Origin of the sequence: Pseudomonas brassicacearum (assembly GCF_003732175.1) — a bacterium.
GTDB lineage: Bacteria > Pseudomonadota > Gammaproteobacteria > Pseudomonadales > Pseudomonadaceae > Aquipseudomonas > Aquipseudomonas brassicacearum_G.
The window spans coordinates 19,038-40,564 of the sequence record NZ_MOBI01000034.1; the positions used below are offsets into that span (position 1 = coordinate 19,038).

Consider the following 21,527-nt stretch of genomic DNA (forward strand, 5'->3'; position numbering starts at 1 on the left):
TATTGTCCGAACGTCGGCCCGGGGCTCAAAGCCTGTAACCCATGCTCATAAAGGTGCGCGCCGGCGGTTATTTTTGTTGTCACAATCAGGCCCTAGCGCCTGTTCTTGCGGGCTTGCGCCGGGGTTTGAACGCTCTAGCAGACAAGCCTTTTACTGTCGAGATATGGCGGTCGTGGTCCTTTGCGTATACTGCGCAGATGTTTTCCCCAACGGCTTTGCGTCCGCGATTCGCCAAATGGCTCATCGCAACCGGACTCTTCCTGATGCTCAGTGGCTGTGTTGACAAACCCAACACACTGGAGCGCGTAAAGGAGGATGGCGTGCTGCGTGTGGTTACCCGCAACAGCCCCGCTACCTACTTTCAGGATCGCAACGGTGAAACCGGCTTCGAATACGAGCTGGTGAAGCGCTTCGCCGACGATCTGGGGGTAACACTCAAGATCGAAACCGCGGACAACCTCGACGACCTGTACGGTCAGCTAGGCAAACCTGGCGGCCCGGTGCTGGCTGCTGCCGGTCTGGTCAGCAGCGAGAAACGCAAACAGCAAGTGCGGTTTTCCCACTCGTATCTGGAAGTCACCCCACAGATCATCTACCGCAACGGTCAGTCTCGGCCGACCTCGGCAGCCGATCTGGTCGGCAAGACAATCATGGTGCTCAAGGGCAGCACCCACGCCGATCAACTGGCAGCACTGAAAAAGAAATACCCCGGTATTCAATACGAAGAGTCCGACGCAGTTGAGGTCGTTGACCTGCTGCGCATGGTTGATGAAGGTCAGATCGATCTGACACTGGTCGACTCCAACGAAGTCGCGATGAACCAGGTGTACTTCACGAATGCGCGAGTCGCCTTCGACCTGGGCGACGCCAGCAACCAGAGCTGGGCGGTCGCCGCTGGGGATGACAACAGCCTGCTCAACGAGATCAACGATTTCCTCGACAAGGCCGATAAGAATGGCACCCTGCAACGGCTGAAAGACCGCTATTACGGGCATGTCGATGTACTCGGCTATATGGGCGCCTACACCTTCGCCCAGCACTTGCAGCAACGGCTGCCCAAGTACGAGAAACACTTCAAGGCCTCGGCCAAGGAAGAGAAAGTCGACTGGCGACTGCTCGCCGCAATCGGTTATCAGGAATCGCTGTGGCAACCGGCGGTCACCTCGAAAACCGGCGTTCGCGGCCTGATGATGCTGACCCAAAACACCGCGCAGGCCATGGGCGTGTCCAATCGCCTGGACGCCAAGCAAAGCATCATGGGCGGCGCGAAGTACCTGGCTTATATGAAAGATCAACTGGACGACTCGATCCAGGAGCCGGATCGCACATGGTTTGCGCTGGCGGCCTACAACGTCGGCAGCGGTCATCTGGATGACGCGCGCAAACTGGCGGCCAAGGAAGGGCTGAATCCGGACAAGTGGCTGGATGTGAAAAAGATCCTGCCGCGCCTGTCGCAGAAACAGTGGTACAGCAAAACCCGCTATGGCTACGCCCGGGGCGGTGAGCCGGTGCATTTTGTGGCGAACATCCGGCGTTACTACGACATTCTGACGTGGGTGACGCAGCCGCAGCTTGAGGGTGAGCAGGTTGTGCAGGGCAGCCTGCATGTGCCGGGCATCGACAAGACCAAACCGCCTGAAGAAAACCCACCGCTCTAGGCACGACCCTCCCCGCCCCTCTCGTTCCCACGCTCCGCGTGGGAATGCCGCCAGGGACGCTCCGCGTCCGCTTCAAAAGCTGACGCAGAGCGTCAGGAGATGCATTCCCACGCAGAGCGTGGGAACGATCTGTCACTAAGCTTAGGCTTTTGCAGCTGCCAGGATCAGCGCTTTCATCTCCGAAACAGCCGACTTGAACCCGACGAACAGCGCATGCGCCACCAGCGCGTGACCGATGTTCAGTTCGTTGATGCCTTTGATCGCCGCAACGGCTTCGACGTTGTGGTAGTGCAGACCGTGGCCGGCGTTGACGATCAGGCCTTGAGTCAGGCCAAACGCCACACCATCCGCCACGCGTTTCAGTTCTTCAGCAACCGCAGTCGGCGTCTCGGCGTCCGCATAACGGCCGGTGTGCAATTCGATGGCCGGTGCGCCAACGCGTTTCGAGGCTTCGATCTGGCGCTCGTCGGCGTCGATGAACAGTGACACTTCGCAGCCGATTTTCGCCAGACGATCCACCGCCGCCTTGATCCGCGCTTCCTGCCCCGCGACATCCAGACCGCCTTCGGTGGTCAGTTCCTGACGGGTTTCCGGGACCAGGCAAATGTGCGCCGGACGAATGCGCTCGGCGAACGCCATCATTTCCTCGGTGACGCCCATCTCGAAGTTCATGCGGGTTTGCAGCACGTCCTTGAGCAACAACACGTCGCGCTCTTGAATGTGCCGGCGGTCTTCACGCAGATGCACGGTGATCCCGTCAGCGCCCGCCTCTTCCGCGTCCAGCGCTGCCTTTACGGGATCAGGGTAACGCGTACCCCGGGCCTGACGCAGGGTGGCAACGTGGTCGATGTTCACGCCAAGAAGAATGCGATTGCTGGTGGTCACGGAAGCGCTCCAGAAGAAGAGAAAGTTCGGTGCACAGCATACACGTCAGGCTTACGGCTTTCGAAACAACTCGCGACTGACCAATGGGCGACCGCCCAAGTGAACGGCCAGCGCCTGACGCATCAGACGCTTGGCGGCCGACAATGCGCCGGGGGCGCTCCAGTCGGCGTCGGCCATGGCCAACAGTTCGGTGCCGTTGAACAGACCCGGCTGCAACAGGTAGACCCGCTCCAGCCCCGCATCGACCTGCAAGCGATACAGGCCATCGGGCGCGATAGGTTCGCCATGGATATCTGCGTTCAGCGCAAAACCGTAGCCCAGGTCATCGAGCAGCCGCCATTCGAACGAACGTAACAACGGCTCCAGCGGGCGCCCTTCGGCGAGGGCCAGCAAGGTCGCGGCGTAATGGTCGAATACCGCAGGATGGGGATCTTCGGACGGCAGCAGGCGGATCAGCAGTTCGTTGAGGTAGAGACCGCTGAACAGCGCCTCACCATTGAGCCAGGTCGAGACGCCGGCGCTTTCCATACGACCGACGTTCTTCAGTTCGCCCCGACCACGGAACTCGACTTCCAGCGGCACGAATGGCCGCGCCAGTGTTCCGGCCTTGCCCCGCGCACTGCGCAACACCGCCCGCAGCCGACCTTGCGGCGTAAGGAAATCCACCAACGCGCTGCTTTCGCGGTAGGCGCGGCTATGGAGCACGTAGGCGGGTTGGCCGAGGGGTGGTGTTTGGGACATGAGATTAAATATCTCTGAAGGAGAACAACTGTGGCTCGGGGGCTTGCCCCCGCTCGACTGCGAAGCAGTCGCCAAACCATTTAATGCGGTGTGCCTGACACGGCGCGGTGAATGGTTCAGGGGTCGCTTCGCGACCCAACGGGGGCAAGCCCCCTCGCCACAAAAGCTCGCGCCATAGGCTGGAGCTTGATTACAGGTCGCCGTAACCCAGCGAACGCAGGGCGCGTTCGTCGTCGGACCAGCCGCCTTTCACTTTGACCCAAAGGTTGAGCATGATCTTGGAGTCGAACAGCAGCTCCATATCCTTGCGCGCTTCGGTGCCGATGCGCTTGATCCGCTCGCCCTTGTCGCCAATGATAATTTTCTTCTGACCGTCACGTTCGACGAGGATCAACGCATGGATGTGCAGGGTTTTCCCCTGCTGCTTGAACTCTTCGATTTCCACGGTGATCTGGTAAGGCAGCTCGGCGCCCATCTGGCGCATGATTTTCTCGCGCACCAGTTCGGCGGCGAGGAAACGGCTGCTGCGGTCGGTGATCTGGTCTTCCGGGAAGAAGTGATCGTTTTCCGGCAGGTGACCGGCGATCACCCGCTCCAGCGCGTCGAGGTTGTGCCCGTGCTGCGCCGAAATCGGAATGATCTGCGCGTTCGGCAGCTGTTCCTGCAACCAGCTGAGGTGCGGCATCAGCTCGGCTTTGTCTTCGATGCGGTCGGTCTTGTTCAGCGCCACGATCAACGGGCCTGTCACGTATTGAACACGCTCGAGAACCATCTGGTCTTCTTCGGTCCACTTGGTGCGATCAACCACGAAGATCACCACATCGACGTCTTTCAACGCGGCCGAAGCGGTCTTGTTCATGTAGCGGTTGAGGGCTTTCTCGCCACCTTTGTGCATGCCAGGGGTGTCGACGTAGATCGCCTGCACGGCACCTTCGGTCTTGATACCGAGCATGTTGTGGCGAGTGGTTTGCGGTTTGCGCGAGGTGATCGCCAGCTTTTGACCCAGGATGTGGTTCAACAGCGTGGATTTGCCCACGTTCGGACGGCCGACGATGGCGACATAGCCACAGCGAGTTGCAGTTGAATCAGTCATGGCCATTCTCCACGCCCAGGGCAATCAGTGCTGCAGCGGCCGCTACCTGTTCGGCAATACGACGACTCACACCCTGACCTCGGCTTTTTTCGTTCAGTAAGGTGATTTCGCATTCGACGAAGAACGTCCGGCAATGCGGCTCACCCTGGATATCCACCACTTCGTAACGCGGCAGTTCACAGGCACGCGACTGCAAGAACTCCTGCAGGCGAGTCTTTGGATCTTTGTTGGTGTCGACCAGCGTCAGGCTGTCGAACTCGGACGTCAGCCAGGCCAGCACGCGTTCGCGCGCCATGTCCATGCCGGCATCCAGGTAGATCGCACCGATCAGCGCTTCGAGGGCATCGGCGAGGATCGATTCACGGCGGAAACCGCCGCTCTTCAACTCACCGGACCCCAGGCGCAGGTACTCGCCCAGATCGAAACCACGCGCCAATACGGCCAGCGTTTCACCTTTGACCAGGCGTGCGCGCAAACGCGACAGCTGGCCTTCGCGAGCCAGCGGAAAGCGGTCGAACAACGCTTCACCGGCAACGAAGTTGAGAATGGCATCACCGAGGAATTCCAGGCGTTCGTTGTTGCGCCCGGCAAAGCTGCGATGCGTCAGGGCCAGAACCATCAGTTCCTGGTCCTTGAAGGTATAACCGAGCTGACGCTCGAGACGGCTTAAAGAGACGCTCACGGTTTACCCACGCTGAGTTCGTGGTCGACGTCCATCACAGCAACGCTGCTAGGCTCTTGGACAATTAACGCTGTGTTCAAAAATTACATCCTGAATATCGTTGGCTTCATGCATCTGCGGCAACCTTCTGCGGGCTCCAGAAATGCATTCGGCGCTGTGTTCAACAGCGCCGTGTGTGATTACTTGATCAGGCCAACCCGCGAGAAATTCGGCAGGTGACTGAGTTTGGGTTCCGGCCAGCTCATCCAGACGGCGAAGGCCTTGCCGACGATATTCTTGTCGGGAACCATGCCCAGCAGATCCTTGGGAATAGTTGGATCATCCCAGTAGCGACTGTCGTTGGAGTTGTCGCGGTTGTCGCCCATCATGAAGTAGTGCCCGGCAGGCACGGTCCATTGATGGTCCGGGGTTGCGCGGTAGCGGCTCATTTCCTTGCGGATCAGGTGCTCGGCGGCGCCGAGTTTTTCCTTGTAGAGCTCGGCACTGCCCAACGTACCCGGCTCGGAGCCGACCAGCAGCTCCGCGATCGATTCACCGTTGACGAACAGACGCTTGTCGGCGGTGTAACGAATCTGATCACCCGGCAGGCCCACCACACGCTTGATGTAGTTGACGTTCGGGTCGCTTGGGTAGCGGAACACCATCACATCGCCACGCTGCGGATCACCCACCTGGATGACTTTCGTATCGAGCACCGGCAAGCGGATCCCGTAGGAAAACTTGTTCACCAGAATGAAGTCGCCAACGTCCAGGGTCGGCTTCATCGAACCAGACGGAATCTGGAACGGCTCCACCAGGAACGAACGCAAGACCAGCACGATGAACAGCACCGGAAAGAACGATTTGCCGTATTCAACCAGCATCGGTTCTTTGTTCAGTTTCTCGACCACCATCATGTCCGGCTCGCCGACGCTACCCTGATAAGAGGTAATGGCGGCACGCCGACGCGGCGCCAGAAAGATCAGATCGAGCAACCCCAACAGACCGCAAACGAAAACGGCGATGACCAGCAACAGCGGGAAATTTAGTGACATAGGACCTAACTATCCAACCTGAGCACAGCGAGGAAGGCTTCTTGTGGAATTTCCACGTTGCCGACCTGCTTCATGCGTTTTTTACCGGCCTTCTGCTTTTCCAACAGCTTGCGCTTACGGCTAACGTCACCACCGTAGCATTTGGCCAATACGTTCTTTCTGAGTGCCTTGACGGAGGTTCGCGCAATGATCTGCCCGCCAATAGCGGCCTGGATCGCGACGTCGAACATCTGGCGCGGAATCAGTTCTTTCATCTTCTCGGTCAACTGGCGACCTTTGTAGTGCGCGTTATCCTTGTGCACGATCAGCGCCAGGGCGTCGACCTTGTCACCGTTGATCAGCACATCCAGTTTCACCAGATTAGCTGATTGATAACGATCGAAATGGTAATCCAGCGAAGCATAGCCGCGACTGGTGGATTTCAGACGATCGAAGAAGTCCAGGACCACTTCGTTCATCGGCAAATCGTAGGTCACCTGGACCTGGCTACCGAGGAACAGCATATCGTGCTGAATGCCACGCTTCTCGATACACAGGGTAATGACGTTGCCCAGGTGTTCCTGCGGCACAAGAATATTTGCCCGAACGATTGGCTCGCGCATGTCTTCAATGGACGACAGGTCCGGTAGCTTGGACGGGTTGTCGACGTAAATCGTTTCACCGGTTTTCAGCAACAGCTCGAAAATTACCGTCGGTGCGGTGGTGATCAGGTCCAGGTCGTACTCGCGCTCCAGGCGCTCCTGGATGATCTCCATGTGCAGCATGCCGAGGAACCCGCAACGGAAGCCGAAGCCCAGGGCATCGGAGCTTTCCGGGGTGTATTGCAGCGACGAGTCGTTCAGCGTGAGCTTTTGCAGCGCTTCGCGGAAGTCTTCGAAGTCGTCGGAGCTGACCGGGAACAGACCGGCATAAACCTGCGGCTGAATGCGTTTGAAACCTGGCAGCACGTCGACGTCCGGCGTCGAGCTCAAGGTCAGGGTGTCACCTACCGGCGCGCCGTGAATGTCCTTGATGCCAGCGATGATGAAGCCTACTTCACCGGCTTTCAGATCAACGGTGGCAGTGTGCTTCGGATTGAACACCCCGACGCTGTCGACCAGGTGGATCTTGCCGGTGGACTTCACCAGAATCTTGTCGCCCTTTTTCACGCGACCATGGCGCACGCGAACCAGGGAAACAACGCCCAGGTAGTTGTCGAACCAGGAGTCGATGATCAACGCTTGCAGCGGATCTTCGATGTTGCCGGTCGGCGCAGGAATGGTGCGTACCAGGCGCTCGAGCACTTCATCGACGCCCAGGCCGGTCTTGGCACTGCACTCGACCGCATCGGTAGCATCGATGCCGATGATTTTTTCGATCTCTTCCTTGACGCGGTCCGGATCGGCCTGCGGCAGGTCGATCTTGTTCAGGACCGGCATCACTTCCAGGCCCTGCTCGATCGCCGTATAGCAGTTGGCAACCGATTGCGCCTCGACACCCTGACCGGCATCGACCACCAACAAGGCACCTTCACAGGCCGCCAGCGACCGGCTGACTTCGTAGGTGAAGTCAACGTGGCCGGGGGTGTCAATGAAGTTCAGTTGGTACTTGATACCATCACGGGCGGTGTAATACAGGGTAACGCTGTGAGCCTTGATGGTGATCCCGCGCTCACGCTCAAGGTCCATGGAGTCCAGTACCTGGGCTTCCATTTCGCGCTCGGCCAGGCCGCCGCACATCTGGATGAAGCGATCGGCCAGAGTCGACTTGCCATGGTCAATGTGGGCGATGATGGAGAAATTGCGGATATGACTCAAATCACTCACGGATCAACACTCAAAAAGGCTGCAGGCATAGCCCGCCGAAAAATAGCCGGGAATTGTACCTGATACACGACGCAAGCGTCACGTTCACAGGTCAACGGTATTGGATACAAAAACGCCCCGCTCTTGCGAACGGGGCGTTTGAGTGTCAGCCGGGGCAGGAAATACCTGCGATCAACCGGCCCGGCGCAGCATCCAGAGACCGGCCACCGCACAGATACCGGCCGGAACCAGCACCGCGAACAATGGCGAGAAGCCGAAGACCAGGCTTGAAGGCCCGAGCAAATCCTGAGCGATACGGAAGGTAAAGCCGACCAGTACCCCTGTAAACACACGCTGGCCCAGCGTCACCGAGCGCAGCGGGCCGAAAATAAAGGAAATGGCCATCAACACCAGGGCAACAGTGACCAGTGGCTGCAACACCTTGACCCAAAACGCCAGCCAGTAACGGCCATTGTTCAGGCCCTGATCCGCCAGATAGTGGATGTAACCCCACAAACCGCTGATCGATAACGATTCCGGCGCCATGATCACCGTGTTCAGCAGTTGCGGGCTCAACGGTACTTCCCAGCGCTCTTGCGGAGCCGTGACCACTTCGGTGCTGCCGTCATGGAATACCGTGGTGGTGACGTCGTTCAGCTGCCAATGATCAGTTTCGAACTGCGCACGCTTGGAGAAGCTCGAGGTCAGCATGTGACGCTCGTTGTCAAAACGATAGCGGGTCACGCCGTACAGAATGCCATCCGGCTGCACCGAGTTGATGTGAATGAACTCATCACCCTGGCGGTGCCACATACCGTGCTTGGCGCTCTGCGCATCACCAATGCCCTGAGCCAGGGAGCGATTGGCCTGGGCCACGTTTTCCGCAACGGGAGCAACGTACTCGCCGACCAGCACGCCTGCCAGCATCAACACCAGCATCGGCTTCATCACCGCCCAGACGATCCGGCCGATGGACACACCCGCTGCGCGCATGATGGTCAATTCACTGCTGCTGGCCAGACTGCCCAGGCCGATCAGGCAACCGATCAGTGCCGCCATCGGCAGCATGTCATAGACCCGACGCGGCGCTGTCAGCGCCACGTAGCTCAATACGTCGGTGAGGGTGTAGGTATCCGTGACATCACTCATCTCGTCGATGAAGGCAAACAAGGTCGCAAGGCCCAGAATGATCCCCAGTACAGCCAGGATCGCCATGAAAACACTGCCACCAATGTAGCGATCGAGCTTAACCACGGGTCACCTCCAGCGCACTGCGGCGACTCGCCATTTTCAAACGCAACGGCTCCCAATAGAGCAGCCCCAGGCCAATGGCCAGGAATATCGCGTGAACCCACCACAGACCCAGTGCCGGGGGGATCTTGCCTTTCTCCAGAGCACCGCGTGCGGCGATCAGGATCGTCAGATAAGTCATATAAAGAAGAATCGCCGGCAACAACTTGAGGAAACGTCCCTGGCGCGGATTCACCCGCGACAGCGGCACCGCCATCAACGTCACGATAAACACCAGCAACGGCAGCGACAGACGCCATTCGAGCTCGGCGCGTGCACGAATATCCGGGTTGTCCAGCAGGGTACGGGTCGGCATCGCATCGCGATCGGTCACCTCGTCGCTGACATCCGGCTTGGGCAGCAGCACACCGTAGGTGTCGTACTTGATGGCCCGGTAGTCGGCCAGCCCCGGGTTACCGTCGTAACGGTAGCCATTGTCGAGAATCAGGTAACGGTTGCCGTCTTCCTTGATTTCCTGACGGCCCTTTTCGGCCACCAGTACGGAAATACCGCGATCCTTCTGATCGGCGGAAAGACGCTTTTCCGAGATGAAGACGCCGCCCAGATTGATCCGGTCATCGGACATCTGCTCGGTGTACGTCACCCGCGAACCATCGCGCAACGCCTGAAAACGGCCCGGCACCAGCGTGTCGAACTCGGTCATGGCATCCTGCTTGTTCAGCAGCAACTGGAACTGATTGGCGCCTTGCGGTGCCAGGCTCAGGCTCAGCCAGGCCACGATCACGGCAACCAGCGCAGCCGGAAACAGGGTCATGCCCAGCAGACGCTGCTGGCTCATGCCGGTCGCGGAGAGCACGGTCATTTCACTTTCAAGGTACAGGCGACCGTAGGCCAGCAGGATCCCGAGAAACAGCCCCAAAGGCAGAATCAGTTGCAGGAAACCCGGCAGACGAAAGCCCATGATCAGGAACAGCGAGCCTGGGTCCAGGGCGCCCGAAGCGGCCTGGGCCAGGAACTTGATGAAGCGCCCACTCATGATGATGACCAGCAGCACAGCGCTGACGGCGCTCAAGGTCAACAGGACTTCGCGGGACAGATAACGAAAGACAATCAAACCAGACACTCCAGGGCTGTCAGGCTAAGGCGGCCAAACAAGCAAACATATCGGGCGACCCACAGGGCTGAGCCGCCGAAAAAGATGGCGCATTATCCTGTGATTGAACGCGCCTGTCACTGCGCACGCTCAAGCAGCCGCGCAATGGCGTAAAGATCACCTGCGCGAGGGTTGTCAGGCGCACGGAGCGAGGTTCAAACTGCGGCCTTTGTCGCTGGCCTGCACCAGCGTCTTTCTATAGATAGGCAAACGTGTGCGCGCATCGCGTAACACGCTGCACTTTGACCATTTATTCAGGGACCCGGACATGGAACTGGTTGTAAAAAGCGTTAGCCCAGAAACGTTGAAAACCGCCACTCTGGTGGTCGCCGTCGGCGAAGACCGCAAACTCGGCACTGTCGCCAAGCAGCTCGACGAGCTCTGTGGCGGCGCGATCAGCGCAGTCCTCAAACGTGGCGATCTGGCTGGCAAAGTGGGTCAGAGCCTGTTGCTGCACAGCCTGCCAAACCTCAAGGCCGAACGCGTGTTGCTGGTTGGCGTGGGTAAAGACGCCGAACTGGGCGACCGTCCGTTCCGCAAAATCATCGCCGGCGTACTGAACACCCTCAAAGGCCTGGGTGGCAGCGATGCCGCACTGGCTCTGGACGAAGTCGCGGTCAAAGGACGTGACAGCTACGGCAAGACCCGTCTGCTGGCCGAGACCCTGGTCGACGGCGAATACACCTTTGATCAGTTCAAGAGCCAGAAGGCTGATCCGCGCGCCCTGAAGAAAATAACCCTGCTGACTATCAAGGCCGCACAGGCTGAAGTCGAGCGCGCCGTGACTCATGCCACTGCAATCGCTAACGGCATGTCCTTCACCCGTGACCTGGGCAACCTGCCACCGAACATCTGCCACCCAAGCTTCCTCGCCGAACAGGCCAAGAACCTGGGCAAGGCCAACAAGGGCCTGAAGGTCGAGATCCTCGATGAGAAGAAGATCAAGGAACTGGGCATGGGCGCGTTCTACGCCGTGGGCCAGGGTAGCGATCAACCGCCGCGCCTGATCGTCATGCAATACCAGGGCGGCAAGAAATCCGAGAAGCCTTACGTGCTGGTCGGCAAGGGCATCACCTTCGACACCGGCGGCATCAGCCTCAAGCCGGGCGCCGGCATGGATGAAATGAAGTACGACATGGGCGGCTCGGCCAGCGTCTTCGGCACCCTGCACGCGGTGCTCGAATTGAAACTGCCGATTAACCTGGTGTGTATCCTGGCCTGTGCCGAGAACATGCCAAGCGGCGGCGCGGCCCGTCCTGGCGACATCGTCACCACCATGAGCGGCCAGACCGTGGAAATCCTCAACACCGACGCCGAAGGCCGTCTGGTGCTGTGCGACGCCCTGACCTACGCCGAACGCTTCAAGCCACAAGCGGTGATCGACATCGCCACCCTGACCGGTGCCTGTGTCGTCGCCCTCGGCGCCCACACCTCGGGCCTGCTGGGCAACGACGACGAGTTGATCGGCCAGCTGCTGAGCGCAGGCCAACAGGCTGACGACCGCGCCTGGCAACTGCCGCTGTTCGATGAGTACCAGGAACAGCTGGACAGCCCGTTCGCCGACATCGCCAACATTGGTGGCCCGAAAGCCGGCACTATCACCGCGGCCTGCTTCCTGTCGCGCTTCACCAAGAACCTGAAGTGGGCGCACCTGGACATCGCTGGCACGGCCTGGACCAGCGGCGGCAAGGACAAGGGCGCCACTGGCCGTCCGGTTCCATTGCTGACCCAATACCTGCTGGACCGCGCCAAAGCCTGAAACTGAAGATCCTGAACGGCGTCATCCGCGGATGACGCCGCGCAGGCATCAGGAACCGCAATGACCAAAGTCGATTTCTATATCCTGCCCAGCGCCGATCCCTCTGCGCGGCTGGATTTTGCCTGCAAGCTCACCGAAAAAGCCTGGCGCATGGGCCATCGCATCTACCTGCATTGCAGCGATGCCGCCCAGCGTGACGATCTCGATGCACGCCTGTGGGCGTTCAAAGGCGAAAGCTTCGTGCCTCACGGCCCCGCCGAAAACGAACCGGACGGTTTGGTGGTGCTCGGTCTGGGAGACGATCCAGGACAACACCAGGACTTGCTGGTCAATCTTGACCTCAAAGTCCCGTCGTTTGCCCAACGCTTTGCCCGTGTGGCCGAAGTGGTGGTTGAAGACCCGACTATTCGTCAGGCCGCGCGGGAGAGTTTCCGTTTCTACCGCGAACAGGGCTATCCTCTGCAAGATCACCGTTTACAGCGACTCTGAGCACATGATGGACACGTCAAATCAGCTGCAAAAGTCCGCACACCTGCTGGACGACCTCGAGTCGATCCGCCAGTTGCTCGGCGATGACAACCTGCAACCACCCCTGCTGACCGACACCGTCGAGCAAGGCAGTGATGAAGGCCAGATTCCGATGTTGTTCGATCAGGTCGGCGGCAAACCGCAGGCTGAAATCATCGAACCACCTGCCCCGCCACCGACACCCGCGCCCGCGCCTGTCGCGGCTCCGGCTCCGGCTCCGGCCTCATCCGTCCAGCAAGGCGCCGATGTCATGCTGCACCTGAACGACGAACTGCGCGCCGCCGCGCAATTGATCATGCAAGACGTGATCGACGACTTCGCGCCGCACATCGAAACCGAAATCAAACGCCGGCTGGATGCGCGAATGGAGCGGCTGTTGAGTCACTACGAGTAACACCAATCCCCTGTGGGAAGAGCCGGGCGACGTTCGCTTGCTCGCGATAGCATCACCTCGGTTTCCTGAAAGACCGCGGCGCCTGCATCGCGAGCAAGCTCGCTCCCACATTCGATCCGCGCTGTGATTGATAAGGCGCCCTGTCCGCACCTGCTCGCCCTTCTCCCCCTGCCCCGCTATACTTCCCGGCTTTTCCTGAATAAATGCCAATAGGGTCCCGCCGCGCATGGATAAGACCTACCAGCCGCACGCCATTGAAACTTCCTGGTACAACACCTGGGAGTCAGAGAATTACTTCGCCCCGCAAGGCGCGGGCGAGTCCTACACCATCATGATCCCGCCGCCGAACGTCACCGGCAGCCTGCACATGGGTCACGGCTTCAACAACGCGATCATGGACGCCCTGATCCGTTTCCGCCGCATGCAGGGTCGCAACACCCTGTGGCAGCCGGGCACCGACCACGCCGGTATCGCCACGCAAATGCTGGTGGAGCGTCAGCTCGAAGCCAAGGGCCAGAATCGCCACGATCTGGGCCGCGAAAAATTCCTCGAGAAAGTCTGGGAATGGAAGGATGAGTCCGGCGGCAACATCAGCCGCCAAATCCGCCGCCTCGGCTCGTCCGTCGACTGGAGCCGCGAGCGCTTCACCATGGACGACGGCCTCTCGGAAGCCGTGAAAGAAGCCTTCGTTCGTTTGCACGAAGATGGCCTGATCTATCGCGGCAAGCGCCTGGTCAACTGGGACACCAAGTTGCACACGGCGATTTCCGACCTCGAAGTGGAAAACCACGACGAGAAAGGTTTCCTGTGGAACCTGAAATACCCGCTGGCCGACGGTGCCAAGACCGCTGAAGGCAACGATTACCTGATCGTCGCGACCACTCGCCCGGAAACCATGCTCGGCGACGCTGCCGTGGCGGTTAACCCGAACGATGAACGCTACAAAGCCCTGATCGGCAAATTTGTCGTGCTGCCACTGGTTGGCCGCCGCATCCCGATCATTGCTGACGATTACTGCGACCCTGAATTCGGCACCGGTTGCGTGAAAATCACCCCGGCCCACGATTTCAACGACTATGAAGTCGGCAAGCGCCACAACCTGCCGCTGCTGAACATCTTCGACAAGAACGCCGAGGTACTGCCAGCAGCCCAGGTCTTCAACCTCGATGGCAGCGTCAACGAAGAGATCGACGGCACACTGCCCGCCGAATACGCCGGCCTCAACCGTTTCCAGGCCCGTAAGGAAATCGTTGCCGCGTTCGAAGCGGCCGGCCTGCTGGTCAGCGTCGACGATCACGCCCTGAAAGTGCCAAAAGGCGACCGCTCCGGCACCATCATCGAGCCGTGGCTGACCGACCAGTGGTACGTTTCCACCAAACCGCTCGCCGAGCCCGCGATTGCTGCTGTTGAAGACGGCCGCATCCAGTTCGTGCCCAAGCAGTACGAAAACATGTACTTCTCGTGGATGCGCGACATCCAGGACTGGTGCATCAGCCGTCAGCTGTGGTGGGGCCACCGGATTCCGGCCTGGTACGACGAGTCGGGCAAGGTCTACGTCGGCCGCGACGAAGCCGAAGTGCGTGCCAAGCACAATCTCGGCCCGGACGTTGCACTGCAACAGGACAACGACGTGCTCGACACCTGGTTCAGCTCGGGCCTGTGGACCTTCTCCACGCTCGGTTGGCCGCAGCAGACTGAATTCCTGAAGAAGTTCCACTCCACCGACGTACTGGTGACTGGCTTCGACATCATTTTCTTCTGGGTTGCCCGGATGATCATGCTCACCATGCATTTGGTGAAAAACGAAGACGGCACGCCGCAGGTTCCGTTCAAGACCGTTTATGTTCACGGTCTGGTGCGTGATGGCCAGGGCCAGAAAATGTCCAAGTCCAAGGGCAACGTGCTGGACCCGCTGGATATCATCGACGGCATCGAGCTGGAAGAATTGGTGCAGAAACGCACCTCGGGCCTGATGCAGCCGAAACTGGCGAAGAAGATCGAGAAGCAGACCCGCGACGAGTTCGCCGACGGTATCGCCAGCTACGGCACCGACGCCCTGCGCTTCACTTTCTGCTCGCTGGCCTCGACCGGCCGCGACATCAAGTTCGACATGGGCCGCGTCGAAGGCTATCGCAACTTCTGCAACAAGATCTGGAACGCCGCGCGCTACGTGCTGGACAAAGGCGAAGACTGCGGCCAGAACGGCGAAGCCTACGAACTGTCGCTGGCAGATCGCTGGATCATTTCGCAGCTGCAACGCACCGAAGCCGAAGTGACCCGTCAACTCGACCAGTTCCGTTTCGACCTGGCGGCACAAGCCTTGTACGAGTTCATCTGGAACCACTATTGCGACTGGTACCTGGAGCTCTCCAAGCCTGTGCTGTGGGACGAAAACTCGCCGATCGAGCGTCAACGTGGCACCCGCCGCACGTTGGTTCGCGTGCTGGAAGTCGCCTTGCGTCTGGCTCACCCGTTCATGCCGTTCATCACCGAAGAAATCTGGCAGCGCATTGCTCCGCTGGCCGGTATCGAAGGCAAGACGATCATGCTGCAACCTTGGCCAGTGGCCAATGAAGCACGCATCGACCAGGCCGCCGAAGACGATATCGAATGGCTCAAGGGTTTGATGCTCGGCACGCGTAATATTCGTGGCGAGATGAACATCGGCCCTGGCAAGCCACTGCCGCTGTTCCTGAAGAACGTCAATGCCGAAGACCAGCGTCGCCTCACCGAGAACGAAGCCCTGCTGAAGAAGCTGGCCAAGCTCGAGTCGATCACTGTTTTGGCTGCAGGCGAAGAAGCACCACTGTCTGCCACCGCGCTGGTTGGAGAGATGGAAGTGCTGGTGCCGATGGCCGGTCTGATCGACAAAAACGCCGAACTGGCGCGCCTGGACAAGGAAATCCAGCGCCTGCAAGGTGAAGTGCAGCGAGTCGGCGGCAAGCTGTCCAACGCTGGTTTCGTTGACAAGGCCCCGGCCGACGTTATCGAGAAAGAACGCGCCAAACTGGCCGAAGCCGAACAAGCTTTGGGCAGACTGGCCGAGCAGCATGCGCGGATTGCCAGTTTGTAACGGCAAATCGCACTGAAAGAGGGAGGCCCAGGTGGTCTCCCTTTTTTATGCCTGCCACACTCTCCCAAAACACCAACAATCCCTGTGGGAGCGAGCTTGCTCGCGATAGCGATCTATCATCCAATATCAATATTGAATGTGATGACCTCATCGCGAGCAAGCTCGCTCCCACAGTGAATCTTGGTTGTCTTTGCAAATGGGTTCACAAGCGCCGGATGTGGGACAATGCCCGCCACTTTGAGCCAAAACCCTGAATCGACTTCCCATGACCGCCCCTAGCAAACCCAAAGCCCCGCGCCAAAAGCCAAAACCTGCGACCCCGGCCAAAGCCGTCGAGCCGCGCGAGAAGGCCAGCTTGCACCCACGCAACCGCCACCAGGGCCGTTACGACTTCCCGGCGCTGATCAAGACCACGCCGGAACTGGCGAAGTTCGTGATCATCAACCCGTACGGCAAGGAAAGCATCGACTTCGCCAGCCCGGATGCGGTGCGTGTGTTCAATCGGGCGCTGCTCAAGTCGTTTTATGGCATCGCCCATTGGGACATCCCGGCCGATTACCTGTGCCCACCGGTTCCGGGCCGTGCCGACTACGTGCACTTCTTGGCCGACTTGCTGGCCAGCGTCAACGACGGCGAAATCCCGCGCGGCGCGCCGGTCAAGGTCCTCGATATCGGCATGGGCGCCAACTGCGTCTATCCGTTGATCGGCTACAGCGACTATCGCTGGCACTTCCTCGGCTCGGAGATCGACCCGACAGCCGTGGCCGCCGCCAAAGCCATCGTACAGTCCAACGGGTTGAACAAAGCCATTCAGTTGCGCCAGCAAAGCAATCCCAAGCACATTTTGCTGGGCCTGCTCGAACCCGGCGAACGCTTTGACCTGACCATGTGCAACCCGCCGTTCCACGCCTCGATGGACGAGGCTACCAAGGGCAGCGAGCGTAAATGGCGCGCGCTGGGCCGCGCCGACCCGAAGCGCAAGCTGCCGGTGCTGAACTTTGGCGGCCAATCGGCCGAACTGTGGTGTGAAGGTGGCGAAGCCCGGTTTGTAACGCAACTGATCGCCGAGAGCGCGCACTTTCAGCACAAAGTGCTGTGGTTCAGCACTCTCGTCTCAAAAGCCTCAAACCTGCCTGCCATCCAGACCGCACTGAAAAAGGCCGGTGTGCTGGAAAGCCAGGTCGTGGAAATGTCTCAGGGGCAGAAGCAAAGCCGTTTTGTCGCCTGGACCTTCCAGACTAAATCCGAGCAGCAGGTCTGGCGCGAACGCTGGGTTCGCAAGAGCTGAGTAGCTGACCAACGCAGATCAACTGTGGGAAGGGCCGGGCGACGTTCGCTTGCTCGCTCCCACATGGGTTTGCAGCGTTTGCTGAATCGCAGGCACAAAAAAACCGTGCCCGGGTTGTCCCGGCGCACGGTTTTTTTTATTGCGGTCTTACTTGTTAACAGCGTCAGTCAGGCCTTTAGCCACGACCAGCTTGATAACTTTCTTGGCAGCGATTTCGATGGCAGCGCCAGTCGAAGGGTTGCGGCCGGTACGGGCAGGACGCTCGGTCACTTTCAGCTTGCCGATACCTGGCAGAGTGATTTCGCCGCCGTTTTCCAGTTGATCAGCAACGATTTGGCCCAGTTGGTCCAGAGCGTTACGCGCGGTGGTTTTTGGCGCGTCGATAGCTTCAGCGATATCGGCGATCAGTTGGTCTTTAGTAAGAGCCATGTGGTGTTCCTTCCCTATCAAATTCATATGGATTGCAGAGTGCAGTGTCAGCCATCGAGCCCGATCTTCTGGATCTGGCACCCTCGGCTACAACACCGACGGGTCGGGGTTATAGATGCCGAAATCAGGGTTTGGTTCGACCTGACAAATGCTGAATGCACGCTTAACGCAGTGACTTCGCGTAAGACCGGGCAAAACTAGCACAGAGACGGGGAAATATCCGCCTCTACCTACCCATTTGGTCAGCTTTATTGCTCTAAATCCGGAAAAAAGCGCATAAGCCCGGTCTGACATGCCTCGAACACCCTTCAAGCACCGCCAAAACCAGCAGGTGCGGTACACTGGGCACTTTTTCGGGGAGCACGCCCTCCTCCCTTCAATCAGCCGAGAAACCCATGCCGATCCGTCATTGCATCGTCCACCTGATCGACAAAAAACCCGACGGCACACCTGCAGTTCTCCACGCCCGCGACTCGGAACTGGCAGAGTCCACGGCCATCGAGAACATGCTCGCCGACCTCAACGAGAGCTATAACGCCAAACAAGGCAAGGCCTGGGGTTTGTTCCATGCCGAGTCCGGCGCGCATCCGTTCAGCGGCTGGCTGAAGGAATACCTCGACGGCGGCAAGGACTTCACGGTGTTCAGCCGCGTTGCAGTGGAACACCTGCAAAAGCTGATGGAAGAATCCAACCTGTCGACGGGTGGCCACGTGCTGTTTGCGCACTATCAGCAAGGCATGACCGACTACCTGGCCATCGCCCTGCTGCACCACAGCGAAGGCGTGGCGGTGACCGACCAGCTCGACGTGACCCCATCGCGGCACCTGGATCTTGGCCAGTTGCACCTGGCAGCGCGGATCAACATTTCCGAGTGGCAGAACAACAAGCAGTCCAAGCAGTACATTTCGTTCATCAAGGGCAAGAACGGCAAAAAGGTTTCAGAGTATTTCCGCGACTTCATCGGCTGCCAGGAAGGCGTCGACGGCCCGGGCGAAACCCGCACCCTGCTCAAGGCGTTCAGTGACTTCGTCGAAAGCGAAGACCTGCCGGAAGAGTCCGCCCGCGAGAAGACCAAGACCCTGGTCGACTACGCCAGCAGCCAGGCAAAACTCGGCGAACCGATGGGCCTCGAAGAGTTGTCTGAGCTGATCGACGAAGAACGCCCGAAAGCTTTCTACGATCACATCCGCAACAAGGATTACGGCCTGTCGCCAGAGATCCCGGCAGACAAACGCACCCTGAATCAGTTCCGCCGCTTCACCGGTCGCGCCGAAGGCCTGTCCATCAGCTTTGAAGCGCACCTGCTGGGCTCGAAGATCGAATACGACGAAGAAGCCGGCACGCTGATCATCAAGGGCCTGCCGACCCAGCTGACCGATCAGCTGAAGCGCCGCAACTGATGCTTAACGGCGTACTGAAGAAATTCCTGCTGATCCTGCTGGTGGTTGTGGTCTACCAGAACTGGGGCAAGATCGAGCGGGTGTTCAATCCTTCGCAAGTGGTGTCCGAGCAGACCCAGGCCAACGCCAGGGTCGTGCTCTACGCCACCGACTGGTGCGGTTACTGCAAGCTGACCCGGCGCTTTCTCGACCAGAAAGGCATTCCTTACCGCGAATTCGATATCGAGAAAGATACCGAAGCGCGCAAGGCCTATGAAGCGCTGGGTGGACGCGGGATTCCAATGCTGGACGTGAACGGCACATTGATTCGCGGTTATGAGCCTGAGGCGATCCTCACTGCCCTGAAATAACTGTGGGAGCGAGCTTGCTCGCGATGACAGACTGGCATTCAACATGGATGTCGACTGCAATGGCCTCATCGCGAGCAAGCTCGCTCCCACATTAGTCTGTCAGCTCGCCTCGATGCGGAATCCAAACCGCGGGAAGTGCACATGCACCAGCCCGCCCCGCTCATCTTCGCGACGCAGGATCAGCTCTTCGCGTCCTGCAAACAGCAATTCGCCCGCGACGGGATCAACTCCATAGTCAACCGCGGCGACCACCACTTGCTGGCCGACCTTGAAGCCGTTGGGCTCATCGAATTGTTCATCCGGCAAGGCCACTGGTGTTGAATGACGCGAAACCTCCAGCGCCTCTTCAGAGGTCATTTCGCTGAACGCACCATGCCCAAAGCCCATGACCCGAACCAGCCACGCCGACACCGCCGGATAAACATCGACCAACGGTGCCGTCACCGGTGTGCCCTTGAGGAACCACAACGGGTGAGCCATGGCGAAGTCGGCAATCGAGGGCTCACCAAACAGATAATCACCGTCCTCGCGCTGCAATTGCTGCTCAAGCCGCGCCATGATCGTCGGCCATTGATGCCTGGCCTGCTCGGCCGACAACCGAGTAGCGCTGCCACCGCTGAACAACCCGGCACGGTCAGCGACAAAAGCCTTGATCGCTTCGGGAGACAGCTTGGCAAAACGCACCGCCACCGATTCTGGCTGGAACACCAGGCTCACCGCATGCTGAAACACCACCGAGTCAGCCCAGGCAGCGAAGCTCGCAGTGATCATCTCCTGACCTTCCGGGAACAATGCTGGCGAAGCTTTTTCCTGCTCCAGACGGCGGGCAATCAACGCTGTGTCGCAGTAGATATCGGCGCCAATCTGCAACACCGGGGTCTTGCGGTAACCACCGGTCAGTGCGGTCAAATCGGGTTTTGGCATCATTCGCGGGATCATCACGGAACGCCAGGACAAGCCTTTGAAACCGAGCAACAACCGGGTCTTTTCCGCGAAAGGGGAAGTCGGGTAATTATGGAGAATCAACTCTGACATGCTGGAACCCGTCACTGGTGTTAGGAGTCAGCAGCTTAGCGCGCAATCGATTAGCGGCCTACCCATCTGCCTGATGGGCACTTATCAGTCAGATTGATAAACCCGCAGCAGCGCTCGCCACCAGACATTCTTTGGCGCTTTTCTTGAGCTTTTTGATCAGACGTTCCTGACGCAGTGCTTCGCTCTTGTCGCGGCAAACTTCGGTGTACACCAATGCAACAGCCGGGCTGGAGAGGAAGAAACGCGCACCTTTGCCGCTTTGATGAGTGGCAAAACGCCGGACAGGGTCGTCACTGATCCCGCAGTAGAGCGAACCGTTGGCCGCGCGAACCAGATAGACAAACCAGGGTTTGCTCTGCGCGGGTGGGGTTGCGGGGTCGCTGACGGAGACTTCGCTCAGGGTGTTCACGTGACGATCAAGGCTTGTAGGAAACAAGCCGCGATCTTATCAGCGACTGGCCTGAAATGCCCTCAGCCCCTTCAAGGCCTGTGCGCGAACGGCATTGCTCACCAACGGTGTCCAACCCAGCAACAGACCTTTGAAACCCAATGCCTGACGCGACCAGCGCCACAAATCGAAATGGTCGTGGTGCTCGCAGATCTTGCCATCACGGAAGACAAAACGCGCCTGAATGTCGTTGACTACCGTGTTGCCGGTCTGGCTGAACAGGTAGGTCGCCACCCAATGGGCACCACCCGTGCGCTCATCGGCGCGGACGTTATCGAAGGTCAGGGAAAAGTCTTTGGCGCGAGTCGTGAGCATGCTCCACATATCGCCGGCATCGCGTCCACGCAGTTCGCCGAACGCCGGATCACTGAACACCACGTCCTCGGTGTAGCAGGCGCTCATGGCGTCGGCATCCAGCCGCTGGAAGGCTTGATAGAACTGGGTGATCAAGGCGCGGTTGGCATCACTCATGGGCAGGCTCCCTGCATTGGCAAAAATGGCTTCGAAAGATGCCTGCACGATAATCTGCCAATGCCGGGAAA

General features: G+C 59.2%; 20 protein-coding genes. 8 read left to right on the forward strand and 12 right to left on the reverse strand.

The window, feature by feature from the left end; translation table 11 throughout:
- The first annotated feature begins 197 nt into the window (after positions 1-197).
- Positions 198-1,658, forward strand: coding sequence for a membrane-bound lytic murein transglycosylase MltF (gene mltF, locus BK658_RS27850; protein WP_123585111.1), 1,461 nt, complete (start codon positions 198-200; stop codon positions 1,656-1,658).
- Between the two features lie 141 nt (positions 1,659-1,799).
- Here the strand turns inward: mltF and pdxJ are convergent, their stop codons facing one another.
- The 8 genes from pdxJ to lptF form a co-directional block, all read right to left on the reverse strand.
- Entirely contained in the window at positions 1,800-2,543 is a 744-nt protein-coding gene (gene pdxJ, locus BK658_RS27855; RefSeq protein WP_054593871.1) for a pyridoxine 5'-phosphate synthase, read from the reverse strand.
- 51 nt (positions 2,544-2,594) lie between these two features.
- Positions 2,595-3,284, reverse strand: a complete 690-nt coding sequence (gene recO, locus BK658_RS27860) for a DNA repair protein RecO (protein ID WP_123585112.1) — start codon at positions 3,282-3,284, stop codon at positions 2,595-2,597.
- Between the two features lie 190 nt (positions 3,285-3,474).
- Positions 3,475-4,377: a GTPase Era gene (gene era, locus BK658_RS27865; protein ID WP_123585113.1), complete on the reverse strand. Its 903-nt coding sequence runs from the start codon at positions 4,375-4,377 to the stop codon at positions 3,475-3,477.
- The gene (rnc, locus tag BK658_RS27870; protein WP_019691997.1) at positions 4,370-5,059 is read right to left on the reverse strand and encodes a ribonuclease III; all 690 of its coding nucleotides are present in this window, start codon (positions 5,057-5,059) and stop codon (positions 4,370-4,372) included. Before rnc ends, era begins: the two co-directional genes overlap by 8 nt.
- A 179-nt stretch (positions 5,060-5,238) precedes the next feature.
- A complete protein-coding gene (lepB, locus tag BK658_RS27875) occupies positions 5,239-6,093 on the reverse strand; it encodes a signal peptidase I (protein ID WP_123585114.1) in 855 nt (284 codons plus the stop codon).
- A 5-nt stretch (positions 6,094-6,098) separates the two neighbouring features.
- Positions 6,099-7,898 carry a translation elongation factor 4 gene (gene lepA, locus BK658_RS27880; RefSeq protein ID WP_123585115.1) on the reverse strand — a complete coding sequence of 600 codons (1,800 nt, stop codon included), beginning with the start codon at positions 7,896-7,898 and terminating at the stop codon, positions 6,099-6,101.
- A 171-nt stretch (positions 7,899-8,069) separates the two neighbouring features.
- The gene (gene lptG / locus BK658_RS27885; RefSeq protein ID WP_123585116.1) at positions 8,070-9,131 is read right to left on the reverse strand and encodes an LPS export ABC transporter permease LptG; all 1,062 of its coding nucleotides are present in this window, start codon (positions 9,129-9,131) and stop codon (positions 8,070-8,072) included.
- Positions 9,124-10,242, reverse strand: a complete 1,119-nt coding sequence (gene lptF, locus BK658_RS27890; RefSeq protein WP_123585117.1) for an LPS export ABC transporter permease LptF — start codon at positions 10,240-10,242, stop codon at positions 9,124-9,126. The genes lptG and lptF overlap by 8 nt, the downstream gene beginning before the upstream one ends.
- 307 nt (positions 10,243-10,549) lie before the next feature.
- Here lptF and BK658_RS27895 point away from each other — a divergent pair, with 307 nt between their 5' ends.
- The 5 genes from BK658_RS27895 (at position 10,550) to rlmF (ending at position 17,323) form a co-directional block, all read left to right on the forward strand.
- The gene (locus BK658_RS27895) at positions 10,550-12,040 is read left to right on the forward strand and encodes a leucyl aminopeptidase (RefSeq protein WP_123585118.1); all 1,491 of its coding nucleotides are present in this window, start codon (positions 10,550-10,552) and stop codon (positions 12,038-12,040) included.
- 60 nt (positions 12,041-12,100) lie between these two features.
- Positions 12,101-12,529, forward strand: coding sequence for a DNA polymerase III subunit chi (locus tag BK658_RS27900; protein WP_123585119.1), 429 nt, complete (start codon positions 12,101-12,103; stop codon positions 12,527-12,529).
- A gap of 7 nt (positions 12,530-12,536) precedes the next feature.
- Positions 12,537-12,962 (forward strand): DNA polymerase III subunit chi, encoded by a 426-nt coding sequence (locus BK658_RS27905; protein WP_123585120.1) that lies wholly within the window; start codon positions 12,537-12,539, stop codon positions 12,960-12,962.
- A gap of 226 nt (positions 12,963-13,188) precedes the next feature.
- On the forward strand, positions 13,189-16,035 hold the full coding sequence (locus BK658_RS27910) for a valine--tRNA ligase (RefSeq protein ID WP_123585121.1): 2,847 nt from the start codon (positions 13,189-13,191) through the stop codon (positions 16,033-16,035).
- A 265-nt stretch (positions 16,036-16,300) separates the two neighbouring features.
- On the forward strand, positions 16,301-17,323 hold the full coding sequence (gene rlmF, locus BK658_RS27915; RefSeq protein WP_123585122.1) for a 23S rRNA (adenine(1618)-N(6))-methyltransferase RlmF: 1,023 nt from the start codon (positions 16,301-16,303) through the stop codon (positions 17,321-17,323).
- 147 nt (positions 17,324-17,470) lie between these two features.
- On the opposite strand, the gene BK658_RS27920 is transcribed toward rlmF, so the two are convergent.
- The gene (locus BK658_RS27920) at positions 17,471-17,752 is read right to left on the reverse strand and encodes an HU family DNA-binding protein (protein WP_007905514.1); all 282 of its coding nucleotides are present in this window, start codon (positions 17,750-17,752) and stop codon (positions 17,471-17,473) included.
- A gap of 395 nt (positions 17,753-18,147) precedes the next feature.
- On the opposite strand from BK658_RS27920, the gene yejK reads away from it, so the two are divergent.
- On the forward strand, positions 18,148-19,152 hold the full coding sequence (gene yejK, locus BK658_RS27925) for a nucleoid-associated protein YejK (RefSeq protein ID WP_123585123.1): 1,005 nt from the start codon (positions 18,148-18,150) through the stop codon (positions 19,150-19,152).
- Complete coding sequence (locus BK658_RS27930; protein ID WP_123585124.1) at positions 19,152-19,502, forward strand: glutaredoxin family protein; 351 nt, start codon at positions 19,152-19,154, stop codon at positions 19,500-19,502. Before yejK ends, BK658_RS27930 begins: the two co-directional genes overlap by 1 nt.
- 99 nt (positions 19,503-19,601) lie before the next feature.
- Here the strand turns inward: BK658_RS27930 and BK658_RS27940 are convergent, their stop codons facing one another.
- The 3 genes from BK658_RS27940 to BK658_RS27950 form a co-directional block, all read right to left on the reverse strand.
- The gene (locus tag BK658_RS27940; protein WP_123585125.1) at positions 19,602-20,537 is read right to left on the reverse strand and encodes a glutathione S-transferase family protein; all 936 of its coding nucleotides are present in this window, start codon (positions 20,535-20,537) and stop codon (positions 19,602-19,604) included.
- An 88-nt stretch (positions 20,538-20,625) separates the two neighbouring features.
- Complete coding sequence (locus BK658_RS27945) at positions 20,626-20,946, reverse strand: GIY-YIG nuclease family protein (RefSeq protein ID WP_123585126.1); 321 nt, start codon at positions 20,944-20,946, stop codon at positions 20,626-20,628.
- A gap of 39 nt (positions 20,947-20,985) precedes the next feature.
- Positions 20,986-21,456: a nuclear transport factor 2 family protein gene (locus BK658_RS27950; protein ID WP_123585127.1), complete on the reverse strand. Its 471-nt coding sequence runs from the start codon at positions 21,454-21,456 to the stop codon at positions 20,986-20,988.
- Positions 21,457-21,527 lie beyond the last annotated feature (71 nt).